Annotated in this window: 4 protein-coding genes and 1 pseudogene; all 5 read right to left on the bottom strand. The window is 74.0% G+C overall.

Annotated features, from left to right (window positions below):
* Window positions 1-5: 5 nt before the first annotated feature.
* On the bottom strand, window positions 6-2,570 hold the full coding sequence (locus tag ACQEVY_RS03435) for an amino acid adenylation domain-containing protein (RefSeq protein ID WP_432955046.1): 2,565 nt from the start codon (window positions 2,568-2,570) through the stop codon (window positions 6-8).
* A gap of 60 nt (window positions 2,571-2,630) precedes the next feature.
* A pseudogene (locus ACQEVY_RS03430) lies at window positions 2,631-3,932 on the bottom strand (condensation domain-containing protein); the annotation flags it as partial.
* Window positions 3,929-19,300, bottom strand: coding sequence for an amino acid adenylation domain-containing protein (locus ACQEVY_RS03425; RefSeq protein ID WP_432944642.1), 15,372 nt, complete (start codon window positions 19,298-19,300; stop codon window positions 3,929-3,931). The pseudogene ACQEVY_RS03430 and the gene ACQEVY_RS03425, both read right to left, overlap by 4 nt.
* Window positions 19,293-20,369, bottom strand: a complete 1,077-nt coding sequence (locus ACQEVY_RS03420; RefSeq protein ID WP_432944640.1) for a methyltransferase — start codon at window positions 20,367-20,369, stop codon at window positions 19,293-19,295. Before ACQEVY_RS03420 ends, ACQEVY_RS03425 begins: the two co-directional genes overlap by 8 nt.
* Window positions 20,369-21,061, bottom strand: coding sequence for a DUF6875 domain-containing protein (locus ACQEVY_RS03415; RefSeq protein WP_432944638.1), 693 nt, complete (start codon window positions 21,059-21,061; stop codon window positions 20,369-20,371). The genes ACQEVY_RS03420 and ACQEVY_RS03415 overlap by 1 nt, the downstream gene beginning before the upstream one ends.
* Between the last annotated feature and the right edge of the window lie 16 nt (window positions 21,062-21,077).

Here is a 21,077-nt window from a genome sequence, read left to right as displayed (position 1 = left end):
GGGGGTCACCGCGCGGCGTCCAGCCGGGCCCGGACAACCGGGCCGAGCCGGGCGAGTTCGTCGGGCCGGGTCATCCGGCCGTGGGTGGTGGCGATGTCGTGCGCCTCGATCCGCCCGGTGACATGGGGCCGCCAGGCCTCCGCGTCGGGCAGGCCCTCGGGCCGGCCCAGGGTGGCGCGGAAGTGCAGCAGGTCGCCGTCGTACGGGGTGGGCCGGTGGGCCCGGGCCGCTCGGGCGCTTGCGGGCAGGACGTCCGCGATGGCCGCCAGGTGGTCCTCGGTGAAGTCGGCGAGCCCGGCGGCGCGCAGCAGACAGGCGGCGCGGGCCGGGTCGAGCGTGCCATCGGCGGGTTCCGGCGGTTCGACGCCGAAGTACTCCGCGAACAGGAAGCGCAGCACCTCGGAGCGGTCCGTCGGCTCGTCGGCCGGCAGCGCCTCGGGCGGGTACGAATCCAGCAGGGCCAGCAGCCCCAGCCGGTGGCCGGCGGCCCGCAGCCGCGTCGCGACGGCCTGGGCGAGCTGCCCGCCGAAGGACCAGCCCAGCAGGTGGTACGGGCCCAAGGGCCGGACGTCGAGGATGCGGGCGCAGTAGTCGTCCGCCATCCGGTCGATGTCGTCGTGGACGTGGTCCGGTTCGGTCAGGCCGCGCGCCTGGATGCCGTAGACCGGCTGGTCGGGCGGGAGATGGCGGAGCAGGCCGGTGTAGCACCAGCTGAAGCCGCCGGCGGGGTGCAGGCAGAACAGCGGCGGCCGGGTGCCGGTGGGGCGCAGTGGCAGCAGCACGGACCAGGCGTCGCGTCCCTCGCCGCCGCCGAGGCGGGTGGCGAGACCGGCCGGAGTGGGCGCCTCGAACAGGGTGCGCAGCCCCAGCTCCACGCCGAGCACGGACCGGACCCGGGAGGCGAGCCGGGTGGCCAGCAGGGAGTGTCCGCCGAGCATGAAGAAATCGTCCTGGGCGCCGGCCTCGGGCAGGCCGAGCACCTCCGCGAACAGTTCGCACAGCACCTGCTCGTCGGGGCTCGACGGCGCCGTCCTGGCCGCCGCCGCGTCAGGTGCCGGCAGGGCGCGCCGGTTCACCTTGCCGTTGGGGGTGCGCGGCAGGGCGTCGACGACGACCACGGTGCCCGGCACCATGGCGGCGGGCAGCCGGTCGGCGGCGTGGCGGCGCAGCGCGACGGGGTCGAGCGCGTCGCCGTCGGCCGGGACCACGTAGCCGACCAGGGCGCGGGCGGTACCGGGCAGGTCCCGTACGGCGACTGCCGCTTCGGTCACGCCCGGGTGGCTGGAGAGGACGGCTTCGACCTCGCCGGGCTCGACGCGCACCCCACGGACCTTCACCTGGTCGTCGGCGCGCCCCAGGAAGGCGAGGCTGCCGTCGGGCCGCCACATCACCAGGTCGCCCGTGCGGTACATCCGGGTGCCGGGCGGGCCGTAGGGGTCGGCGACGAAGCGTTCGGCGGTGACGGTGGGCCGGCCCAGGTAGCCGCGCCCGACGCCGACGCCGCCGTAGTAGAGCTCGCCGGGGGTGCCCGGGGGTACCGGGCGCAGGGCGGAGTCGAGCACATGGGCGAGGGTGTTCCACAGCGGGCGGCCGATGGACTGGTCGTGCGCCGTGCACACGGCGTACAGGCTCTCGCTGCTGACCTCGGTGCAGCCGCAGAAGTTGATCAGGCGGGCGTCGGGGCAGCTGCGGGCGAGGCGGGCGGGCAGTTCGGGCGGCATGGGCTCGCCGCTGCTGAGCACCAGCCGCAGCGAGGCGAGCCGCCCGGCGCCGTCGGCGCTGGTCTCCTCCTCGTGCAACAGGGCCTGGAGCAGGCTCGGTACGGCGGTGAGCACACGGGTGCCGCTCTTGCTGACGAGGTCGGCGAGCGCGGCCGGGTCCTTGGCGGTGACGGCGTCGGCGAGGACGACCCGACCGCCGTGCACGAGCGTCTGGAGGATCTCCACCGTGCCGTCGATGAAGCTGATCGAACTCTTCGCGCACACCGGGTCGTTGGCGTCGAAGGAGTACAGCTCGGCGAACCAGGCCATACGGTTGACCAGGCCGCGCTGGGTGCCGATCACGCCCTTGGGGCGGCCGGTGGAGCCGGAGGTGTAGACGACGCTCACGGCGGTGTCGCCGGTCATCCGGGCGCGCAGTTCCGAGGCGGCCAGGGGCGCGGTGGAGCAGGCGGCGAGGCGGTCCTGGAGGGCCGGTTCGTCGAGGACGGTCCACTCCCCGGCGGGCAGTTGGGACACCGCCGTGCTGTCGGTGAGGAGCAGGGCGGGCCGGGCGTCGTCGAGCATGTACGCGATGCGGTCGGCGGGATAGTCGGTGTCCACGGGCAGGTAGGCGGCACCGGTGCGGACGACGGCGAGGAGGGCGACGACCAGCAGGACGGACCGGCCGGCCGCGAGTGCCACGACCTGCTCGGGGCCCGCGCCCCGCTCGATCAGGTACCGGGCCAGCCGCGAGGCCCGCGCGTCGAGTTCGGCATAGGTCAGCTCCTCGTCGCCGAAGACGAGGGCCACCTCGTCCGGACGGCTGCGGAAGGAGGCGTCGAGGAGGCCGGCGAGGGTGGTGTCGGGCACCGCGCGGCCGGTGTCGTTCCAGTCGGTCAGAACCTTCCCGAGGCGCGCCGGCGGCAGGGGCTCGACGCGGCCCGTGGCTTGGTCGGGGTCGGCGGTGAAGGCCGTGAGGACGTTGCACAGCGCGGTCAGGATCTCCTCGGCCCGCTCGTCGTCGATCAGGTCGGGGCGGTGGTCGAGCCGCAGGTGCAGGCGGGCGTCGGGAATGACGGCCAGCATCAGCGGGTAGTGGGTGGCGTCGTGCCCCGCGACGCCCGTGACGGTCAGCTGCCGTGCGGTGAAAGCGGCGGAGCCGGTGGGGTAGTTCTCGAAGACGACGATGGTGTCGAAGAGTTCGGTGGCTCCGGCTGCCTTCTGTATGTCGGCGAGCGGCAGATGGTGGTGTGCGCTCGTCGCCAGGTGCCGGTCGCGGGCCTGGGCCGCCACCGCCCCCAGAGGGTCGGCGGGGGACAGGCGGACACGAGTGGGCACGGTGTTGATGAACAGCCCCACCATGCCGTCCACACCGGGCAGTTCGGGCGGCCGCCCGGAGACCACGGTACCGAAGACGACGTCGTCGCGCCCGGTCAGCCGGGCCAGCAGCACCGCCCAGGCCGCCTGCACCAGATTGCTGAGGGTCAGCCGGCGGGAGCGGGCGAGGTCGGTGAGCGCCCTGGTCAGGTCCTCGTCGAGGTCGGCCGAGCGGCGCTGCGGGAGCTGTGGCGGCGCGGACTCGGCGCCGGGCGGGGTGAGCCGGGTCGGCTCGTCGACACCGGCGAGCTCGGCGCGCCAGGCCTCGCGGGCGGCGGTGCCGTCCTGCCGGGCCACCCAGGCAAGGTAGTCGCGGTAGGGCGGGGCGGGTGGCAGGGCGGAGAGCTCGCCGTCCGCGTCGTAGAGCGCGAAGAGTTCGCGTACCAGCACCGGCGTGGACCAGCCGTCCAGCAGGATGTGATGGACCGTCAGCATCAACCGGTGGTGGTCCGGGGCCAGCCGGAGCAGCGCGGTGCGCAGGAGCGGAGGCGTCGCCAGGTCGAAGCGGCGGGCGCGGTCAGCGGCGAGGAAGCCGTCGGCCCGCCCCCTGCGCTCCCGCTCCGGAAGGCCGCTCAGGTCGACCTCCTCCCAAGGCAGTTGGACCGTGCTCGGCACGACCTGGACAGGCTGGTCGAGGCCCTCCGTCCAGAACGCCGCGCCCAGGTGGGGGTGGCGCACCAGCAGTGCCTCGGCGGACCGGCGCAACGCAGCCACGTCCAGGGGGCCGGTGAGGTCGAGGACGAGCTGGGTGACGTACACGTCGGGCCCGTCCCGGTGGTAGAGGGTGTGAAAGAACAGGCCTTCCTGCAGCGGGGAGAGCGGCAGGACGTCGCTCAGTCCGGACCGGTGGTTCACCGCGGGGACCTCCAAGCTGCTTCGAGTCGGTCGAGTTGGTCCTGGCTGAGCCCGACCAGCGGTACGTCGGACGGGGTACGCCCGGCGTCGCCCGTGTCGTGCCGGGCGAGCGCGGCCAGCACCGCCAGCCAGGTGTCGGCGAGCGTCGCCACGTCATCCTCTCCGAGCAGCGCGCCCGGCCAGGTCCACCCGGCGCGCAGCACCGGTCCCTCGGGGCGATCCTCGGCGACGACGTTCAGGGCGAGGGTGTGCACCGCGGGCAGGTCCGGGTCGGCGCCGCCGCCGAAGGCACCCGCGGCCGGGTCCGCCATCCAGTCGGCGGCCGGGCCGCCCGAGGGCAGGCGGCCGAGGTAGTTGAAGCCGACGCGCGGCACGGCGAGCCCGTCGAACCGGGCCGCCGTACGCGTGTTGAGGTGGCGCAGCAGGCCGTGGCCGATGCGGTCGCCGGGGGCGGACCGCACCTGCTCCTTGATCCGCTTCACGGCGCCGGCGAGGGCCGGTCCGCCGGCGAGTGCCTCGTCCAGGTCGGTGATGGCCAGGTCGAGCCGGACGGGGTGGGCGCTGGTGAACCAGCCGACCGTGCGCGAGACGTCCGCCCCCGGCAGGTCCGCCCGCCCGTGCCCCTCCAGCTCGACGAGCAGCCCGCCGGCCGGTGTGCCCCGCTCGCGGCGCCACCGGGCCACGGCCAACGCCAGGGCGGTGAGCAGCAGTTCGTCGGGGCCGCAGTGGAACGCCGGGGCGACCGTGGTGAGCAGCGCCCGGCCGGTGTCCGCGTCGAGGCTGTCGGCGCGGCGCCGGATCGTGCGGGTGACGTCCCGGCCCGGCACCGGGTCGAGGCCGGGCGCGAGTGGCGCGGGCTCGGCCACCGTGGCGAGCCAGTGCGGCAGTTCGGCGGTGCGGTGGGTGCTGTCAGCCTCGGCAGCCAGCAGCTCCGACCAGCGCCGGAAGGAGGTGACGACGGGCTGCGGGTGCGGCCTGCGGCCTTCGGTGAGCGCCCGCCCCGCTTCGGCGATGTCCTCCAGCAGGATGCGCCACGAGACGCCGTCGACCGCGAGATGGTGCACGGCCAGGAACAGCCGGCCTGCCTCCTCGGGCCCGTGGTCGAACCAGACGGCGGCCACGGTACGGCCCGCACCGGGGGAGAGTGCACCGACCGTGCGTGCCGACTCCTCGGCGACCGCACGCCCGCGCTCCTCCTCGCCGCGCCCGGCGAGGTCGACGCGGCGCAGCAGCTCGGCGGCCCGTAAGGTGCCCGCGGGCGGGACCGTGATCCGCCAGCCGTCGGCACCGTCGTCGTACAGGCGCAGCCGCAGCATGTCGTGGTGGTCGAGCAGGGTCTGCAGCACGGCCGCGACGGTGTTCTGCCGTACGCCCGCGGGGGTCACCAGAAGCATCGACTGGTGGAAACCGTCGGTGGGTCCGCCGAGGCCGTGCAGCCACCGCATCACCGGCGTCGGCGTCACCTCTCCGCTGCCGTCGTCCGGCCGTACCGCCTCACCGGTCTCGGTGGTGACGCGGGCCAGGGCGGCGACCGTGCGGTGCCGGAAGACGTCCCGCGGTGACAGCGCGAGTCCGGCGGCCCTGGCCCGGCTGCTGACCTGGATGGCGGTGATGCTGTCGCCGCCCAGGTCGAAGAAGTCGTCGTCCGCTCCGGCGTCCGGCATCCCGAGCGACTCGCGCACGATGCCGCACAGTGTCTCCTCCACTGCCCCGTGCGGCGCCCGTCCGCCGACGGCGCCCACCGGTTCGGGAGCGGGCAGGGCGGCCCGGTCCAGCTTGCCGTTGGGCGACAGCGGCAGCCGGTCCATGGTGACGACGGCGGCCGGGACCATGTAGTCGGGCAGCGTCCGCGCGACGAAGGCCCGCAGCTCGGCGCCGTCGGGGCCGTCCGCGCGACGCGCGGGTACGGCATAGCCGACGAGGCGGCTGGTGCGCGGGCCCCTGTGCACGGCGACCGCTGCCTGGGCGACACCGGGATGCGCGGCCAGTACGGTCTCGATCTCGCCGAGTTCGATGCGATAGCCGCGGATCTTGACCTGCTCGTCCACCCGGCCGACGAACTCCAGCTGCCCGTCCGTACGGCGCCTGGCGAGGTCGCCCGTCCGGTACATCCGGCTGCCCGGGGCACCCCAGGGGTCGGCCACGAAGCGTTCCGCGGTGCCGGCGGGCCGGTTCCGGTAACCACGGGCCACGCCCGCGCCGCCGATGTACACCTCGGCCACCACGCCGGGCGGCACCGGCCGCAGCCGCTCGTCGAGCAGATGGACGCGTACGCCCCGGACCGGGGTGCCGATGGGCGGGGTGCCGCCCGCGGTGAGCGGCTCGGTGACGGTCGCGGAGACGGTGGTCTCGCTCGGGCCGTAGGAGTTGAGCATCCGGCAGCGCGGCGCCCAGTGCTCCACCAGCGCGGGCGGGCATGCCTCGCCGACGACGAACAGCGTGGTGTCCGGCAGCAGCGCGTCGTCCGGCAGGATGGCCAGCACGGACGGCGGGATGGCCAGATGGGTCACCTTCTGCGAGGTCACCAGCGGTACGAGGTCCTCCGCCGCGTTCCAGGCGCCCGTGGGGTGCATGACCACCATGCCGCCGGCCAGCAGGGTCGCGCCGATCTCCCAGAACGCCCCGTCGAAGCTCGGCGAGGCGAACTGCAGCACCCGACTGCCGGGCCCGACCCCACCCAGCTCCTCCTGCGAGGCGGCTACCAGGTTGGCGACAGCCCGGTGCGGCACCTCGACGCCCTTGGGTCGGCCCGTCGAGCCGGAGGTGTAGATCACGTAGGCGATATGGCCGGGGCGCAGGGGTGCCCGGCGCTCGGAGTCGCCCAGGTCGTGCCGGGGCGCCACGCGCAGGGCGTCGAGCGTGTCCGGGGCGTCGAGGTCGAGGACGGGAACATCCGCGCCCGGGGCCCGCCCCACGTACGCGCCCGCGCCGGCGTCAAGGGCCGCACCCGCGCCCGCCTCCGCATCCATGTCAGGGGCTGCAACCGTGTCCACGCCTGTACCCGCGTCGAGGGTCGCCCCCGCGCTCACCTCCGCACCCTTGTCCTCCGACGCCCCGACGAGCAGCACCGGCCGGGCGTCGGCGAGCATGTGTGCGATGCGCTCTGCCGGATAGTCCGGGTCGAGCGGCAGATAGGCGGCGCCCGCCTTGAGGACGGCCAGCAGCGCCTCGGCGAGCCTGGGTCCGCGCGGCAGCCGTACCGCGACCACGGCGTCCGGCCCGGCCCCGCGCGCTGTCAGCACCCGGGCCAGCCGGTTGGCGGCCTCGTTCAGCTCCCGGTAGGTGCGCTGCTCGCGTCCCGCGGTCACCGCGACGGCGTGCGGCGCCTCCCGGACCCGCTCCTCGAACAGCGCGGGCGCCGTGGCCTCGGGAGCGGCCCCCGGGCGGTCGGCCGGGACCAGCGCCGCGTACTCCTGCTCGGCGAGGATCTCCAGGTCACCGAAGGGCACGTCGGGCCGGGTGACCGCCTGATCCAGCAGCCGCAGCAGCCGGGCCGCAAGCGCGTCGACGCTCGCCGCGTCGAACAGGTCGGTGCTGTACTCGACGCTGCCCTGGACGCCCTCGGCCCCCAGATCGCCCACGACCCGCTCGCTCAGCCCGACCGTGAGGTCGAAGCGCGCGGCCCGGGTGCCGACCGGCCGCGGGCGCACTCGCAGCCCGGGCAGCTCGACGGCGGTGTCGGCATTGTTGTCCAGTGCCAGCATCACCTGGAACAGCGGGTTGTACGCCATGGACCGCTCGGCACCGACCGCGTCCACCAGTTGCTCGAAGGGCAGGTCCTGGTGGGCGTAGGCCTCCAGGTCGGCGGCCCGGACGCGGGCGAGCAGCTCGCGGAAGGTGGGGTCGCCGGAGGTGTCGATGCGCAGGACGAGCGTGTTGACGAAGAAGCCGACCAGCTCCTCCAGGCTGTCGTCCGTCCGCCCCGCGACCGGAGAGCCGAGCGGGATGTCGTCTCCCGCGCCCAGCCGGGACAGCAGCGCGGCCAGTCCGGCCTGCACCACCATGAACAGCGTCGTCCCCGTCTCCCGCGCGAGCCCCAACAGCGCCCGGTGCAGCTCGGGTTCGATGAAGAAGTTCCGTATGTCGCCCCGGTAGCTGGGCTCGGCGGGCCGCGGACGGTCGGTGGGCAGCGCCAGCTGTTCCGGGATTCCGGTCAAGGTGCGTCGCCAGTAGTCGAGTTGCTCACGGGCGAAGCTGTCCGGCTCGTCCTCGTCGCCGAGCAGGTCCCGCTGCCACAGGGCGTAGTCGGTGTACGTCACCGGTAGCGGCGCCCACTGAGGTGCCTGCCCGCGCTGCCGTGCCGCGTACGCCTCGGTCAGGTCCCGCAGCAAGGGCCGCAGCGACCAGCCGTCCCCGGCGATGTGATGCACCAGAAACAGCACCGTCCACCGCTCCGCCCCGGAACAGAACACCTCGACCCGCAGGGGCAGTTCACGGCCCAGGTCGAAGGGATACGTCACCGCGCCCGCGAGCACCGACGCAAGCTCCTCGGCCGGCACGTCCCGCCGTTGGACCCGGACAAGATCCGGTGCCGGGTCGTGCACGAGCTGCCGCGGCGAACCGTCGTCGTCGGTGATCAGGGTGCGCAGGGGTTCGTGGCGGGCGACGACGTCATTGACGGCCTGTTCCAGTACGCCCACGTCAAGGCGTCCCTCGACCTCCAGTGCGAGGGGGATGTTGTACGTCGCGCTCGGTCCCTCCAGCCGGTGCAGGAACCACAACCGGCGCTGCGCGAACGACAACGGCACCACCGAAGGCCGCTCCCGCCGCACCACACCCGGCCGTGACCGACCCACCACCCCCCGCAGCCGCCCCGCCAGCCCCGCAGGCGTCGGCGCGTCGAAGAGCGCCTGGATCGGCAACTCCACACCGAACAACGACCGCAGCCGGCCCACCACCCGCGTCGCGAGCAGCGAATGACCGCCCAGCTCGAAGAAGTGCGCATCCGCCCCCACCCGCGAAAGCCCCAGCACCTCCGCGAACACCCGGCAGACCATCTCCTCCTCCGGCGACCCCGCAACCCGGCCACCGCCATCACCGCGCACCACCGACTCCGGCACCGGCAACGCCCGCCGGTCCACCTTCCCGTTCGGCGTCAACGGCAACGCCTCCAACACCACGAACACCCCCGGCACCATGAACCCCGGCAGCCTGTCCGCCAGCCGGGCCCGGAGTTCGGCGGTCAGCGCGGCCGAAAGCGGAGCGGCGGACGGGGTGTTGGTGAGCGGGCCGGTGACCGGGGCGTCCATGCGGTGGACGCCGGTCAGCGGGCGGCCGGCCGCGGTCGAGGCGTCGACGAGGACGACGTCGAGTTCGCTCTCGTGCCGGTCGGCGGACCAGGTGACGGCCGTCTCGTAGCCGAGCCGTCGGCCGAGCTCGACCAGATCGTCGGGCTCAGGCGCCCCGGCGGCCGGTGCGCCCGCGAGGTCCGTCGTGGTACGGGCGTTGGGCACACCCGTCACCCGCAGCAGCTCCGGGCGCCCTGCCGTCAGCGCGGCGGCCAGCGCCTCGGCCGAGCCGCCGAGCTCCTCCCAGGTCGTGCGAGGAGCGTCGGCGACCATCATCAGTGTGTCGGCGGGCTTCTTGTGGAGCACCACCTCGTAGCGGTAGCGGGTGAGTTCGTTGTGCCGGCGCCCGCGCTTGAGGCGGATGTCGCACCCGCCGAGCCCGGGCCTCGCGGCGGCGAAGGAGGTGAACAGCTCGGGATCGACCAAGAGTTCCTTCTCTTCCGTCAGGGCGAGTTCGGCCGCACGGCGTACCTCCTCGGCGGGGGTCTCCGCGCCGAGACGTCCGGTCTGCGCGGCCAGGTGGAGCCGCCGTGCCGACCTCAGGTCCCGGATGTCGCCCAGGTAGAGGGCCCCGCCGGGAGCGAGCAGCCGTACTGCCTTGTCCAGGACGTCGAGGAGATAGCGCTCGCTCGGGAAGTACTGGGCGACGGAGTTGAGGACGATCGTGTCGAACTCGCCCTCGGGCAGGGTGTCCACGGCGTCCGCCGCCAAGGCGGTGAGGCGTACCCGGTCCACGGCGTCCGGGCGTGCGGCGGCCAGCCGTGCGCCGAGGGCGTCGACCGCCTCCGGTGACACGTCAGTACCCCAGTACGTCTCGCAGTGGTCGAGCAGCGGGGCGAGGAGCAGCCCGCTGCCGACGCCGATCTCCAGGATCCGCCGGGGCCTGAGCGCGCGGATGGCGTCGACGGCCGCCGCGCGCCATTCCCGCATGTCGTCGAGGGGGATGGGGCCGCCGTCGTAGGTGCTGTGCCAGCCGGAGAAGTCCTCGCCGAAGGCGGCGCCGGCCTCCTCGTCGCCGTACTGCCTGCTGAACACCGAGGCCCAGGCGTCGAGTTGCTCCTGGTCGGCGGCCTCGTCCAGGTCCGGGGTGTGCTCGGTGCGCGGCACGACGTACGCGGTGAGGCGGGCGTCACCGGTGTCGTCGCGGTGGACGGCTACGGCGGCGTCGGCCACCGCCGGGTGTTCGGCGAGCGCGGTCTCGATCTCGCCGAGTTCGATGCGATGGCCGCGGATCTTGACCTGCTCGTCGGCGCGGCCGACGAACACCAGCTGTCCGTCGCCGGTCCACCGCACGAGGTCGCCGGTGCGGTACATGCGCTCGCCCGGCGTCCCGAACGGGCAGGCCACGAACCGGCCCGCCGTCAGGTCCGGCCGGCCCAGGTATCCGCGGGCCAGTGCCGGACCGCTCACGTACAGCTCTCCGGGCACGCCGGGCGGCACCGGGCGCAGCCGCTCGTCGAGGACGTACACCCGGGTCCCGGTCAGCGGGCGGCCGATGGGCGGCGGGGCGTCCCCGGCGCCGAGCGGGGCGCTCGTGGTGGCGCAGACGGTGGTCTCGGTGGGGCCGTACGCGTTGATCATGGAGCGGCCCGGCGCCCACTGCCGCACCAGGTCGGCGTGGCACGCCTCCCCGGCGACGACGAGCGAGCGGACGGAGGGCAGCTCGCAGTCCTCCAGACCGCGCAGCGCGGACGGCGGCAGTGTGGCGTGGGTGACGCCGAACTCCCGGATCAGTCCGGCCAGCGGTTCGCCCGGCAGCAGCCGGTCGGTCGGCACCACCACGAGGGCGGCGCCGGTCAGCAGCGCCATCACGGTCTCCCAGAAGGCCGCGTCGAAGCTGGGCGAGGCGAACTGGAGGACGCGGCTGCCGGGGCCCGCTCCGAAACGTTCCCGCTGTGAGGCGACGAGGGCGGCGACACCGGTGTGGGTGACCACGACGCCCTTGGGACGGCCGGTGGAGCCCGAGGTGTAGATGACGTACGCGGCGCGGCCGGGCTCGTTCGCGCGGTCCGGCGGGGTGTCGGGGGCGGCGGCGAGCGCGGCGACGACCTCGGGGTCGTCGAGCAGCAGCACGGGCACCTCCGTCTCGCGGCGCGGGTCCGTGTCCCCCTGGGTGACCAGGAGGACGGGCCGCGAGTCGTCGAGCAGGTAGGCGATCCGGGCGTCCGGATAGGCCGGGTCCACGGGCACGTAGGCGGCGCCCGCCTTGAGGACGGCGAGCAGCGCCACGACGGTCTCCGGGCCGCGCGGCACGGCAAGCGCCACCCGATCCTCCCGCCCGATGCCGCGCCGGCGCAGCAGATGCGCCAACTTGTTGGCCTGGACGTCGAGTTGGCGGTAGGTGAGCCGTCTGCCCGGACACAGCAGCGCGAGGTCGTCGGGGGCGGCTGCCACCCGCTGCTCGAAGAGTGCGGGCACGTCCGCCTCGGCGGGCGCCGCCGCGGTCACGTTCCACGTCTGCAGCACCCGCAGACGGTCCTCGCCTGTCACCGTCTCGATCTCACCGACGGACCGGTCGCAGTCCTCGGCGAAGCCGCTCAGCATCCGGTCGAGCAAATCGACGGTACGGACGATCGTGGCCCGGTCGAAGAGATCCGTCGAGTACTCGACATACCCCTCCAGACCATCCGGCCGCCCGTCGGCGTCGTAGGTCTCGTGCAGGCTCAGCGAGTAGTCGAACTTCGACACCCCTGGCACGGTCGGCACCGGCCGGATGTCCAGACCGGGCAGCGAGTACGCCGCCGCGGGCGCGTTCTGCAGCACGACCAGGACCTGGAAGAGGGGCTGGCGGGACAGCGACCGCTCCGGGTTGAGGGCCTCCACCAGTTGCTCGAAGGGCAGGTCCTGATGAGCGTAGGCCTCCAGGTCGGCGGCCCGGACGCGGGCGAGCAGTTCACGGAAGGTGGGGTCGCCGGACACGTCCGTACGCAGCACCAGCGTGTTCACGAAGAAGCCGACCAGCTCCTCCAGACTCTCGTCCGTCCGCCCCGCCACCGGAGAGCCGAGCGGAATGTCGTCCCCCGCGCCCAGCCGGGACAGCAGGGCGGCCAGTCCGGCCTGCACCACCATGAACAGCGTCGTCCCCGTCTCCCGCGCCAGCACCAGCAGCGCCCGGTGCAGAGAGCCGGTGAAGCGCACCCAGTGCACCTCGCCCCGGAAGCTGGTCACGGCGGGCCGGGGACGGTCGGTGGGCAGCGCGAGTTGCTCCGGTGTCCCGGCCAAAGTCCGCCGCCAGTAGTCGAGTTGCTCGTGCGCGAGGCTGTCCGGCTCCTCCTGGTCGCCGAGCAGGTCCCGCTGCCACAGGGCGTAGTCGGTGTACGTCACCGGTAGCGGCGCCCACTGAGGTGCCTGCCCGCGCTGCCGTGCCGCGTACGCCTCGGTCAGGTCCCGCAGCAACGGCCGCAGCGACCAGCCGTCCCCGGCGATGTGATGCACCAGAAACAGCACCGTCCACCGCTCCCGACCAGTACGCAATACCTCCACCCGCAAGGGGAGTTCGCTGCCGAGGTCGAAGGGATACCTCACCCTCTCCGCGAGCACCTGCGACAACCGATCCGCTTCCACCTCGCGGGACTCCACCGCCACCAGATCCGGCGCAGGTTCGTGAATGACCTGATGGGGAACACCCTCGTGCTCTGCGATCACGGTGCGCAGGGGTTCGTGGCGGGCGACGACGTCATTGACGGCCTGTTCCAGTACGCCCACGTCAAGGCGTCCCTCGACCTCCAGTGCGAGGGGGATGTTGTACGTCGCGCTCGGTCCCTCCAGCCGGTGCAGGAACCACAACCGGCGCTGCGCGAACGACAACGGCACCACCGAAGGCCGCTCCCGCCGCACCACACCCGGCCGTGACCGACCCACCACCCCCCGCAGCCGCCCCGCCAGCCCCGCAGGCGTCGGCGCGTCGAAGAGCGCCTGGATCGGCAACTCCACACCGAACAACGACCGCAGCCGGCCCACCACCCGCGTCGCGAGCAGCGAATGACCGCCCAGCTCGAAGAAGTGCGCATCCGCCCCCACCCGCGAAAGCCCCAGCACCTCCGCGAACACCCGGCAGACCATCTCCTCCTCCGGCGACCCCGCAACCCGGCCACCGCCATCACCGCGCACCACCGACTCCGGCACCGGCAACGCCCGCCGGTCCACCTTCCCGTTCGGCGTCAACGGCAACGCCTCCAACACCACGAACACCCCCGGCACCATGAACCCCGGCAGCCTGTCCGCCAGCCGGGCGCGGAGCTGGTCCACGACGGGCGGGGCCGCGAGGTCGGCGGGGACGACGTGGGCGGCCAGGCGGCGGCCGACGGAGGCGTCGTCGAGGACGGTCACCACGGCGTGCGCCACGGTCGGGTCGTCGAGCAGGGCGGCCTGGATCTCGCCGAGTTCGATGCGGTGGCCGCGGACCTTCACCTGGTCGTCGGAGCGGCCCACGAAGACGAGCTGTCCGTCGGTGGTCCAGCGCACCAGGTCGCCGGTACGGTACATGCGCTCGCCCGGCGTCCCGAACGGGCAGGCCACGAACCGGCTCGCCGTCGGCCCGGGTTGGCCGACGTACCCCCGGGCCACGCCCTCGCCCGCGATGTACAGCTCGCCCACCACATGGGGCGGCACGGGCCGCAGCCGCTCGTCGAGCACGAAACAGCCGTCGCCGTCCAGGGCACGGCCGATCGGTACGGTCTCGCCCCGGACCGACTCCGGTCCCGCCAGCGGGTGGCAGACCGCGAACGTGGTGGTCTCTGTGGGGCCGTAGACGTGGACGACCGTGGTGTCGGGGCAGCGTTCGATCGCCCGGCGCACCGCGCCCGGGGAGACGAACTCGCCGCCGGTCCACACCTCCCGCACCCCGGACAGGCAGTCGGGGTGGTCCTCGACGAGATGGTTGAACAGGGCCGTGGTGAGGAACACCGCGGTGACGCCGTGCCGTTCGATGGTGTCGGCGAGGGCGGCGGAGTCGAGCCGGCCGGTGGGGGCCAGTACTGCCTCCCCGCCGCGCAGCAGGGGCACCCACATCTCGTACGTCGAGGCGTCGAAGGCGTACGGCGAGTGCAGCAGGACGCGGCCGTGCGCGCCGGAGCGCCAGTGTCGGTCATCGACCAGGGCCAGGATGTTCGCGTGGGTCACGGCGATGCCCTTGGGGGCGCCGGTCGAGCCCGAGGTGTACATGACGTAGGCGAGATCGTCGGCGTGGCCCGCGAAGAGCGCGTCGTCGAGGTCCGGCCGGTCGCCGTCCGCCGTGTCGACGCGCAGTACCGGCACGCCCACGTCCGGCAGCGCGTCGGCCGGGTCGCGGTCGGTGAGCAGGGCAGCGGCGCCGGTCTCGGCCAGGACGTGTCGCATCCGGGCGGCGGGGTCGGCCGGGTTCAGCGGGACATAGGCGGCTCCGGTGCGCAGCACGGCCAGTGTGGTGACGACCAGCGCCGCCGAGCGCTCCTGGAGGACGGCGACCCGGCTGCCCGGGCCGATGCCGAGGGCGCGCAGCCGTGCGGCGAGGCGGCGCTGGCGCGCGTCGAGTTCCCTGTAGGTGACGGTGCCGCCGTCGGCCTCGCGCAGCCCGACCGCCTCCGGTGTGCGGGCGGCCTGCTCGGCGAACCGTTCCTGGACCGTGCGGGGCGTGCGGTCCGCGGCGGCGGGCAGTACGGGCGCGTTCCACTCCCCGGTCAGTGTCACCGCCTCGCCCGGCCGCAGGACGTCCAGGTCGGCCACGGCGACGGACGGGTCGGCCACGGCCGCGCCGAGCAGTCCCACCAGGCGTGCCATGAGGGCGGCGGCGGTGTCCGCCTCGAACAGGTCGGTGGCGTACTCGAGGGAGCCTTCGATGCCGCCGCCGGCCTTCGCCTCGCTGAGGCTCAGAGTCAGGTCGACACGGGCGACCTCGGCCCGTACGACCCGGGTGCGCACGCCGAGGCCGGGCACGGTGACGGCGGCGGACGGGTTGTTGTCGAGCGACAGCATCACCTGGAAGAGGGGCTGGCGGGACAGCGACCGCTCCGGGTTGAGGGCCTCCACCAGTTGCTCGAAGGGCAGGTCCTGATGAGCGTAGGCCTCCAGGTCGGCGGCCCGCACGCGGGCGAGCAGTTCACGGAAGGTGGGGTCGCCGGAGGTGTCCGTACGCAGCACCAGCGTGTTGACGAAGAAGCCGACCAGCTCCTCCAGGCTGTCGTCCGTCCGCCCCGCCACCGGAGAGCCGAGCGGAATGTCGTCCCCCGCGCCCAGCCGGGACAGCAGGGCGGCCAGTCCGGCCTGCACCACCATGAACAGCGTCGTCCCCGTCTCCCGCGCCAGCTCCAGCAGCCCCTGGTGGAGCTCCGGTTCGACACGGAAGGTGTGGACGGCACCGCGGTGGCTGCTGACCGCCGGGCGGGGCCGGTCGGAGGGCAGCTCCAGCGCGTCGGGCAGACCGGCGAGGGCGGTGCGCCAGTACGTCAGGTCGGGGTGCTCCTCGCCTTCCCCGAACTGCTCGCGCTGCCACAGGGCGTAGTCGGTGTACGTCACCGGAAGCGGCGCCCACTGAGGTGCCTGCCCGCGCTGCCGTGCCGCGTACGCCTCGGTCAGGTCCCGCAGCAACGGCCGCAGGGAGGCGCCGTCCCCGGCGATGTGATGCATCAGGAGCAGCACCACGCACCGGTCGGCCCCGGTGCGGAACACGCCGACGCGCAGGGGGAGTTCACGGCCGAGGTCGAAGGGGTGGGCCACCGCCTCGGCGAGGGCCTCCGCCAGCCGGTCCGCCTCGACGTCGTGGGACCGCACGGTCACCAGATCCGGTGCCGGTTCACGGATGATCTGCTCCGGGTCGCCCTCGCGCTCCCCGATCAAGGTCCGCAGCGGCTCATGCCGGGCGGTGACGTCGTTGACGGCCTGCTCCAGCACCGCCACGTCCAGCGGCCCGTCCACCTCCAGAGCCAGCGGAATGTTGTACGTAGCGCTCGGCCCCTCCAGCCGGTGCAGGAACCACAACCGGCGCTGCGCGAAGGACAGCGGCACGACCTCCGGCCGCTCCCGGCGCGTCAGGCCCGACCGGCCGGGCGGGGCGAGGCGGACGGCGAGGCCCGCGGGGGTGGGCGCGTCGAAGAGGTCGGCGACCGAGAGGTCCGCGCCGACGGCCGTACGGATCTTCACCAGGAGGCGGGTGGCCAGCAGGGAGTGGCCGCCGAGGTCGAAGAAGTCGTCGTCAGGGCCTGCCTCGTCGAGCCCGAGGACCTCGGCGAACAGACGGCACAGCAGCGCCTCGTGCTCGGTGAGCGGCCGGCGGGCGTCCGTGGCGGGCATCGCACGGAAGTCCGGCGCCGGGAGTGCGGCGCGGTCCGTCTTGCCGTTGGGGGTGAGCGGCAGCGCGTCCAGGAACACGACGGCCCCGGGCACCATGTGGTCGGGCAGCCGCCCCGCGGCGTAGCCGCGCAGCGCCTCGGCATCGACGGTGGCGCCGGAACCGGCCACGACGTACGCGACGAGCAGCTCGCCGTGGACGGTCACCGCGTTCTGGGCGACGTCGGGATGGCGGCGCAGGACCGTCTCCACCTCGCCGAGTTCCACCCGGTGGCCGCGGACCTTGACCTGGTCGTCGGAGCGGCCGACGAAGACGAGATGTCCGTCGGCGGTGGTGCGCACCAGGTCGCCGGTGCGATACATGCGCTCGCCGGGCGCGCCGAACGGGCACGCCACGAAGCGGGCGGCGGTCAGGCCCGGCCGACGCAGATAGCCGCGGGCGAGGGAGCGCCCGGCGACGTACAGCTCTCCGGTCTCGCCGGGGGCGACCGGGCGCAGGGCGTCGTCGAGGACGTGGACCTGGGTGCCCTGGACGCCGGTGCCGAGCGGGGCGGGGCCGTCGGCGGCGAGGGGGCCGCTGGTGGTGGCGCACACGGTCGTCTCGGTCGGGCCGTAGGCGTTGACCATGGTCCGGCCGGGCGCCCAGTTGCCGACGAGTTGCTCGGTCACCGCTTCACCGGCGACGACGAGCGTGGTCACGGTGGGCAGGTCGAGGCCCGTCATCGCGGACAGGGCGGAGGGCGGCACCGTGAGGTGGGTGACCCGGTGCCGGGCGATGGTCGCGGTGAGCGCGGGTCCCGGCGTCAGACGGTCGGCCGGCTCCACCACCAGCGCGGCCCCGCTGAACAGGCCCATCGCCGTCTCCCAGAACGCCGCGTCGAAGCTGGGCGAGGCGAACTGCAGGACTCGGGCGCCGGGGCCGGCGTTCAGCCGGGTCCGCTGGGTGGCCACGAGGTCGGCGATGCCGGCGTGGGTGACGACGACACCCTTGGGCCGGCCGGTGGAACCGGAGGTGTAGATGACGTAGGCCGGGTGGGCGGGGTCGGCAGGCGAGGACGCGGCGGGAGCCGGCGCCGGCTCCGCGCTGTCATCGCTGCGAAGCGTCAGCCGGGGCAGTCCGGCCAGTTCCACCGCCGACAGGTCGACGGAAGGTTCCGTCAGCAGCAGCGCGGGACGGGCGTCGGCGAGCATGAACTCGACCCGGTCCGGCGGGTAGTCGGGGTCCACGGGCAGGAAGGCGGCCCCCGCCTTCCACACCGCGAGTACGGCCGTCATCAGCGCCCGCCCCCGGGGCAGCGCCAGCGCCACCAGGCTCTCCGGGCCGATCCCACGCGCCTTCAGACGCCGGGCGATCCGCTCGGCGCCGGCGTTCAACTCGCCGTAGGTCAGGGGTGGTTCGCCGTCGGTGAGCAAAGCGGGGGCGTCGGGGTCCGCGGCGACGCGGGCGGCGAAGAGGTCGGCCGCGGTACCGGCCGGAGGCTCGGTCGGCACGGCGGAGGGCCGCACCTCGGTGAGGTGTGCCAGCGGGGTGTCCGGGCCGGCGTCGGCGAGGCGGGTGAGCAGCGCGACGACGTGCTCGCCGTGGCGGGCCACGGTTTCCGGCGAGTAGACGGCCGCATTCGCCCACAGGTTGAGCTGGAGCTCACCGGTGGCCGACTCCTGGATCATGAACTCCAGGTCGTCCACGGGCCCGATGGCGATCCACTGCCGTACGGCGGGCAGCCCGCCGAACGTCGGCTCGGCGGAGAAGGCAAGCACATTGACGATCGGCCCGTACAGCTTGGGCGCGTCGGCCGGGGTACGCAGCTCGCGGCGGAGCCGTTCGTACGGGTACCGCTGGTGTGCCAGCGCCTCGTCGACCCGCTCGGCGACCTGGGCGGTGAAGGCGGCCAGACCAGCCGCGGGGTCGTGGTCGAGCAGCAGGGGCTGCATCGTGGCTAGCATGCCCGGCACCTCGCGGGCGGCCGGCGCGGTGCGCCCGGTGACGGGCAGCGTCAGCAGCAGGTCCCGACGGCCGGTGGCGGCGTACACGTGGGTGGCCACAGCCGCCACGGCGGTGCGCGTCCAGCGCTGCCCGAGCCGCCCGGCGAGGGCGTGCAGCCCCCGGGTGACGGAGGCGTCGGCGCCGGTGCGGTGCAGGATGTACTCCGGCCCCGCGGGCGCGCTGCGGCCGCCCAGGTGCACGGGGGCGGGCCGCTCGGCGAGCCGCCGGTGCCAGTGGGCGCCGTCGCGGGTGCAGGTGTCGGAGCCGAGGTAGGCGGTGTGCTCGTCGAGCAGGTCGCTGAGCGGCCGTAGCGGGGTGCCCGCGGTGTCGGCGCCGGAGAGCAGCGCGTCGTACAGCTCGGCCGTGCGCCGGGTGAGCAGCCAGACGCCGTAGCCGTCGAGCACGATGTGGTGGTAGCGCTGGTACCAGAGGTGCAGGTCGGGGCCGATGCGGAACAGCGCCTGGGCGTGCGTGGGTCCGGTGGCCAGGTCGACGGGGCGTGCCAGCTCGGCGCGCATCCACGCCTCGGCCTCGGCCCGCGGATCGTTCCGGTCCGTCAGATCGAGCACCGGGAACGGGAACGGCTCGGGAGTGTACGGGTACTGCACGGGCCCGGTGGCGTCGGCCGTGAACCGCATCCGCAGCGCGTCGGTCTCGTCGACCGCGCGCCTCAGCGCCCTCTCCAGCAGATCGGCCCGCAGAGGGCCGGTGATCTCCAGGTAGGAGGCCTGGTTGTACGTCGACTTCAGCCGGTCCAGTTCATGGCCGTAGTAGGCGCCGAGCTGCGGGCCGGTCAGCGGGTGGCGTGGTGCTGCGGACGGGGTCTCAGACATGATCGGTGCTCCGCTCACGGCTCGTTCGGGCGGACGGGTCGGCGGGTTCGGGGGCCGCGACGAGTAGGGCCTTCTGACCGGTCAGGCGGCTGACGGACGCCAGCCGCAGGCCGGCCGCGCCGAGCAGCGCCTCGAACTCGCGGGGAGTGCGCTCACGACCGGGCAGTACCGAGAGCATGTAGAGCGTCATCAAAGCGGTCATCCGGGCGTCGGCGTCGGTGCCGGGGTGGTCGTCGGCGGCCAGTTCGACGATGACGAGGCGGGCGTGCGCGGACATGGCCCTGCGGCAGGCGGCGAGGACGGCGACGCACTGCTCGTCGTCCCAGTCGTGCAGGATCTCACGGAGCAGATAGACGTCCCCGCCGCCGGGCACGGCGGTGAAGAAATCCCCGGAGCGGGCCTCGGCGCGCTCACCGAGCCCGGCGGCTGCGAACCGGGCGCGGGCCGCGGCGGCCGCGGCGGGCCTGTCCAGCAGCACCCCGCGCAGGCCGGGGTGGGCCTGAAGGATGTGCCCGAGGAGGGCGCCGTCGCCGCCGCCGACGTCGACGAGGGTGCCGGCGGACGAGAAGTCGTGGGCGCGCAGGATGGCCGTGCTCTCCAGTTCGACATCGCGGCTCTGGGTGGCATCGAACAGGTCGCGCAGGTCGGGGCGCTGGTCGAGAACGGTGAAGAAGTCGGCGCCGAACTCCTTGTCGAAGGCGGGCGTTCCGGTGCGCACGGTGTCCGGGATGCCTTGCCAGGCGCGGGCCGAGAGGGCCTGGGCCATCAGGGCGCTGGGCAGGGCGCTGGCGGGGGCGCCCGCAGTGAGGGCGGTGCCGAGGCGGGCGAGGGCGAACCGGCCGTCCGGCAGTACCCGGAAGACCTCGAAGGCGGTCAGCGCGGTCAGCACCTGGTGCAGGGCGCTCTCGTGGGCGCCGGTGTCCCGGGCGAGCTCGGCGGCGCTCAGCGGGCCGTCCGACAGTGCGTTGGGGATGCCCAGTTCGGCCACGCTGCACAGGGCACGCGAGGCCAGCGGGGCGTACAGCAGCGCGCGTACGGCGACGGCGGCGTCGGCTTCCTCGGGGCGCATCAGGATTCCTTCCGCCGGACGTGGCGGCGCTCGGCCGCGGCGTACATGCCGAGCATCAGGGGCTCGCGGATCCGTCCCTCGGCGAACTGGGTGCCGAAGCGGTCGCGGTAGGCGGCGAACCAGTGCGGGAGTTCGTGCAGGAAGAGGATGTCGTGCGAGGCCATGTGCCGGATCGCGAGCAGGGGCAGCGGGGAGCGGGAGACGCGGAACCCGTCGTTGCGCACCGAGCGTTCGTCGCAGGCGGCGTGGAACTGGCCGATCATGGCGCCGCCCGCCACGGCGGTGTCCTTCAGCCGTGCGTGCGCGTCGTCCAGGGCCGCGTACCCGTCTTCGGCGAGGTCGGGCAGGACCACGACGAGGCTGTCCAAGGAGTCCTCGGCGAGCCGGCGCATGAACGCCACGAGTTCCTCCTCCAGGAGGTCGTGCAGTTCGTCGGGGTCCTTGCCGGAGATCTCGTAGTGGAAGCTGGCGCGCAGCGCGTCGGCCTGCAGCGCGGCCGGCACGAACGGGCAGACCGCTCCCTTGCGGCGCAGCTGCGGATGCGGCCGGCTGATGTAGTCGCACAGCCAGGTGTCCAGGACGGCGACGTCCTCCCGCATCCGGTGTTCGTACCCGCGCGGCGGCGACACGGTGGTGTCGCCGCTGAACCCGGCGAGCGACGGCTGTGTGCCCTGTTCGGCACCCGTGGTCATGTGATTCCCTCCGGTG

Source organism: Streptomyces sp. CA-288835 (assembly GCF_050936385.1).
Lineage (GTDB): Bacteria > Actinomycetota > Actinomycetes > Streptomycetales > Streptomycetaceae > Streptomyces.
The sequence above is the reverse complement of the archived record's forward strand: the minus strand, read 5'-3'. Positions and strand labels throughout refer to the sequence as shown.

What these genes read in the sequence shown, in the direction of transcription:
- ACQEVY_RS03425 (WP_432944642.1), bottom strand. Translation starts at nt 19,300, where the DNA reads ATGTCTGAGACCCCGTCCGCAGCACCACGCCACCCGCTGACCGGCCCG.
- ACQEVY_RS03420 (WP_432944640.1), bottom strand. Translation starts at nt 20,369, where the DNA reads ATGCGCCCCGAGGAAGCCGACGCCGCCGTCGCCGTACGCGCGCTGCTG.
- ACQEVY_RS03415 (WP_432944638.1), bottom strand. Translation starts at nt 21,061, where the DNA reads ATGACCACGGGTGCCGAACAGGGCACACAGCCGTCGCTCGCCGGGTTC.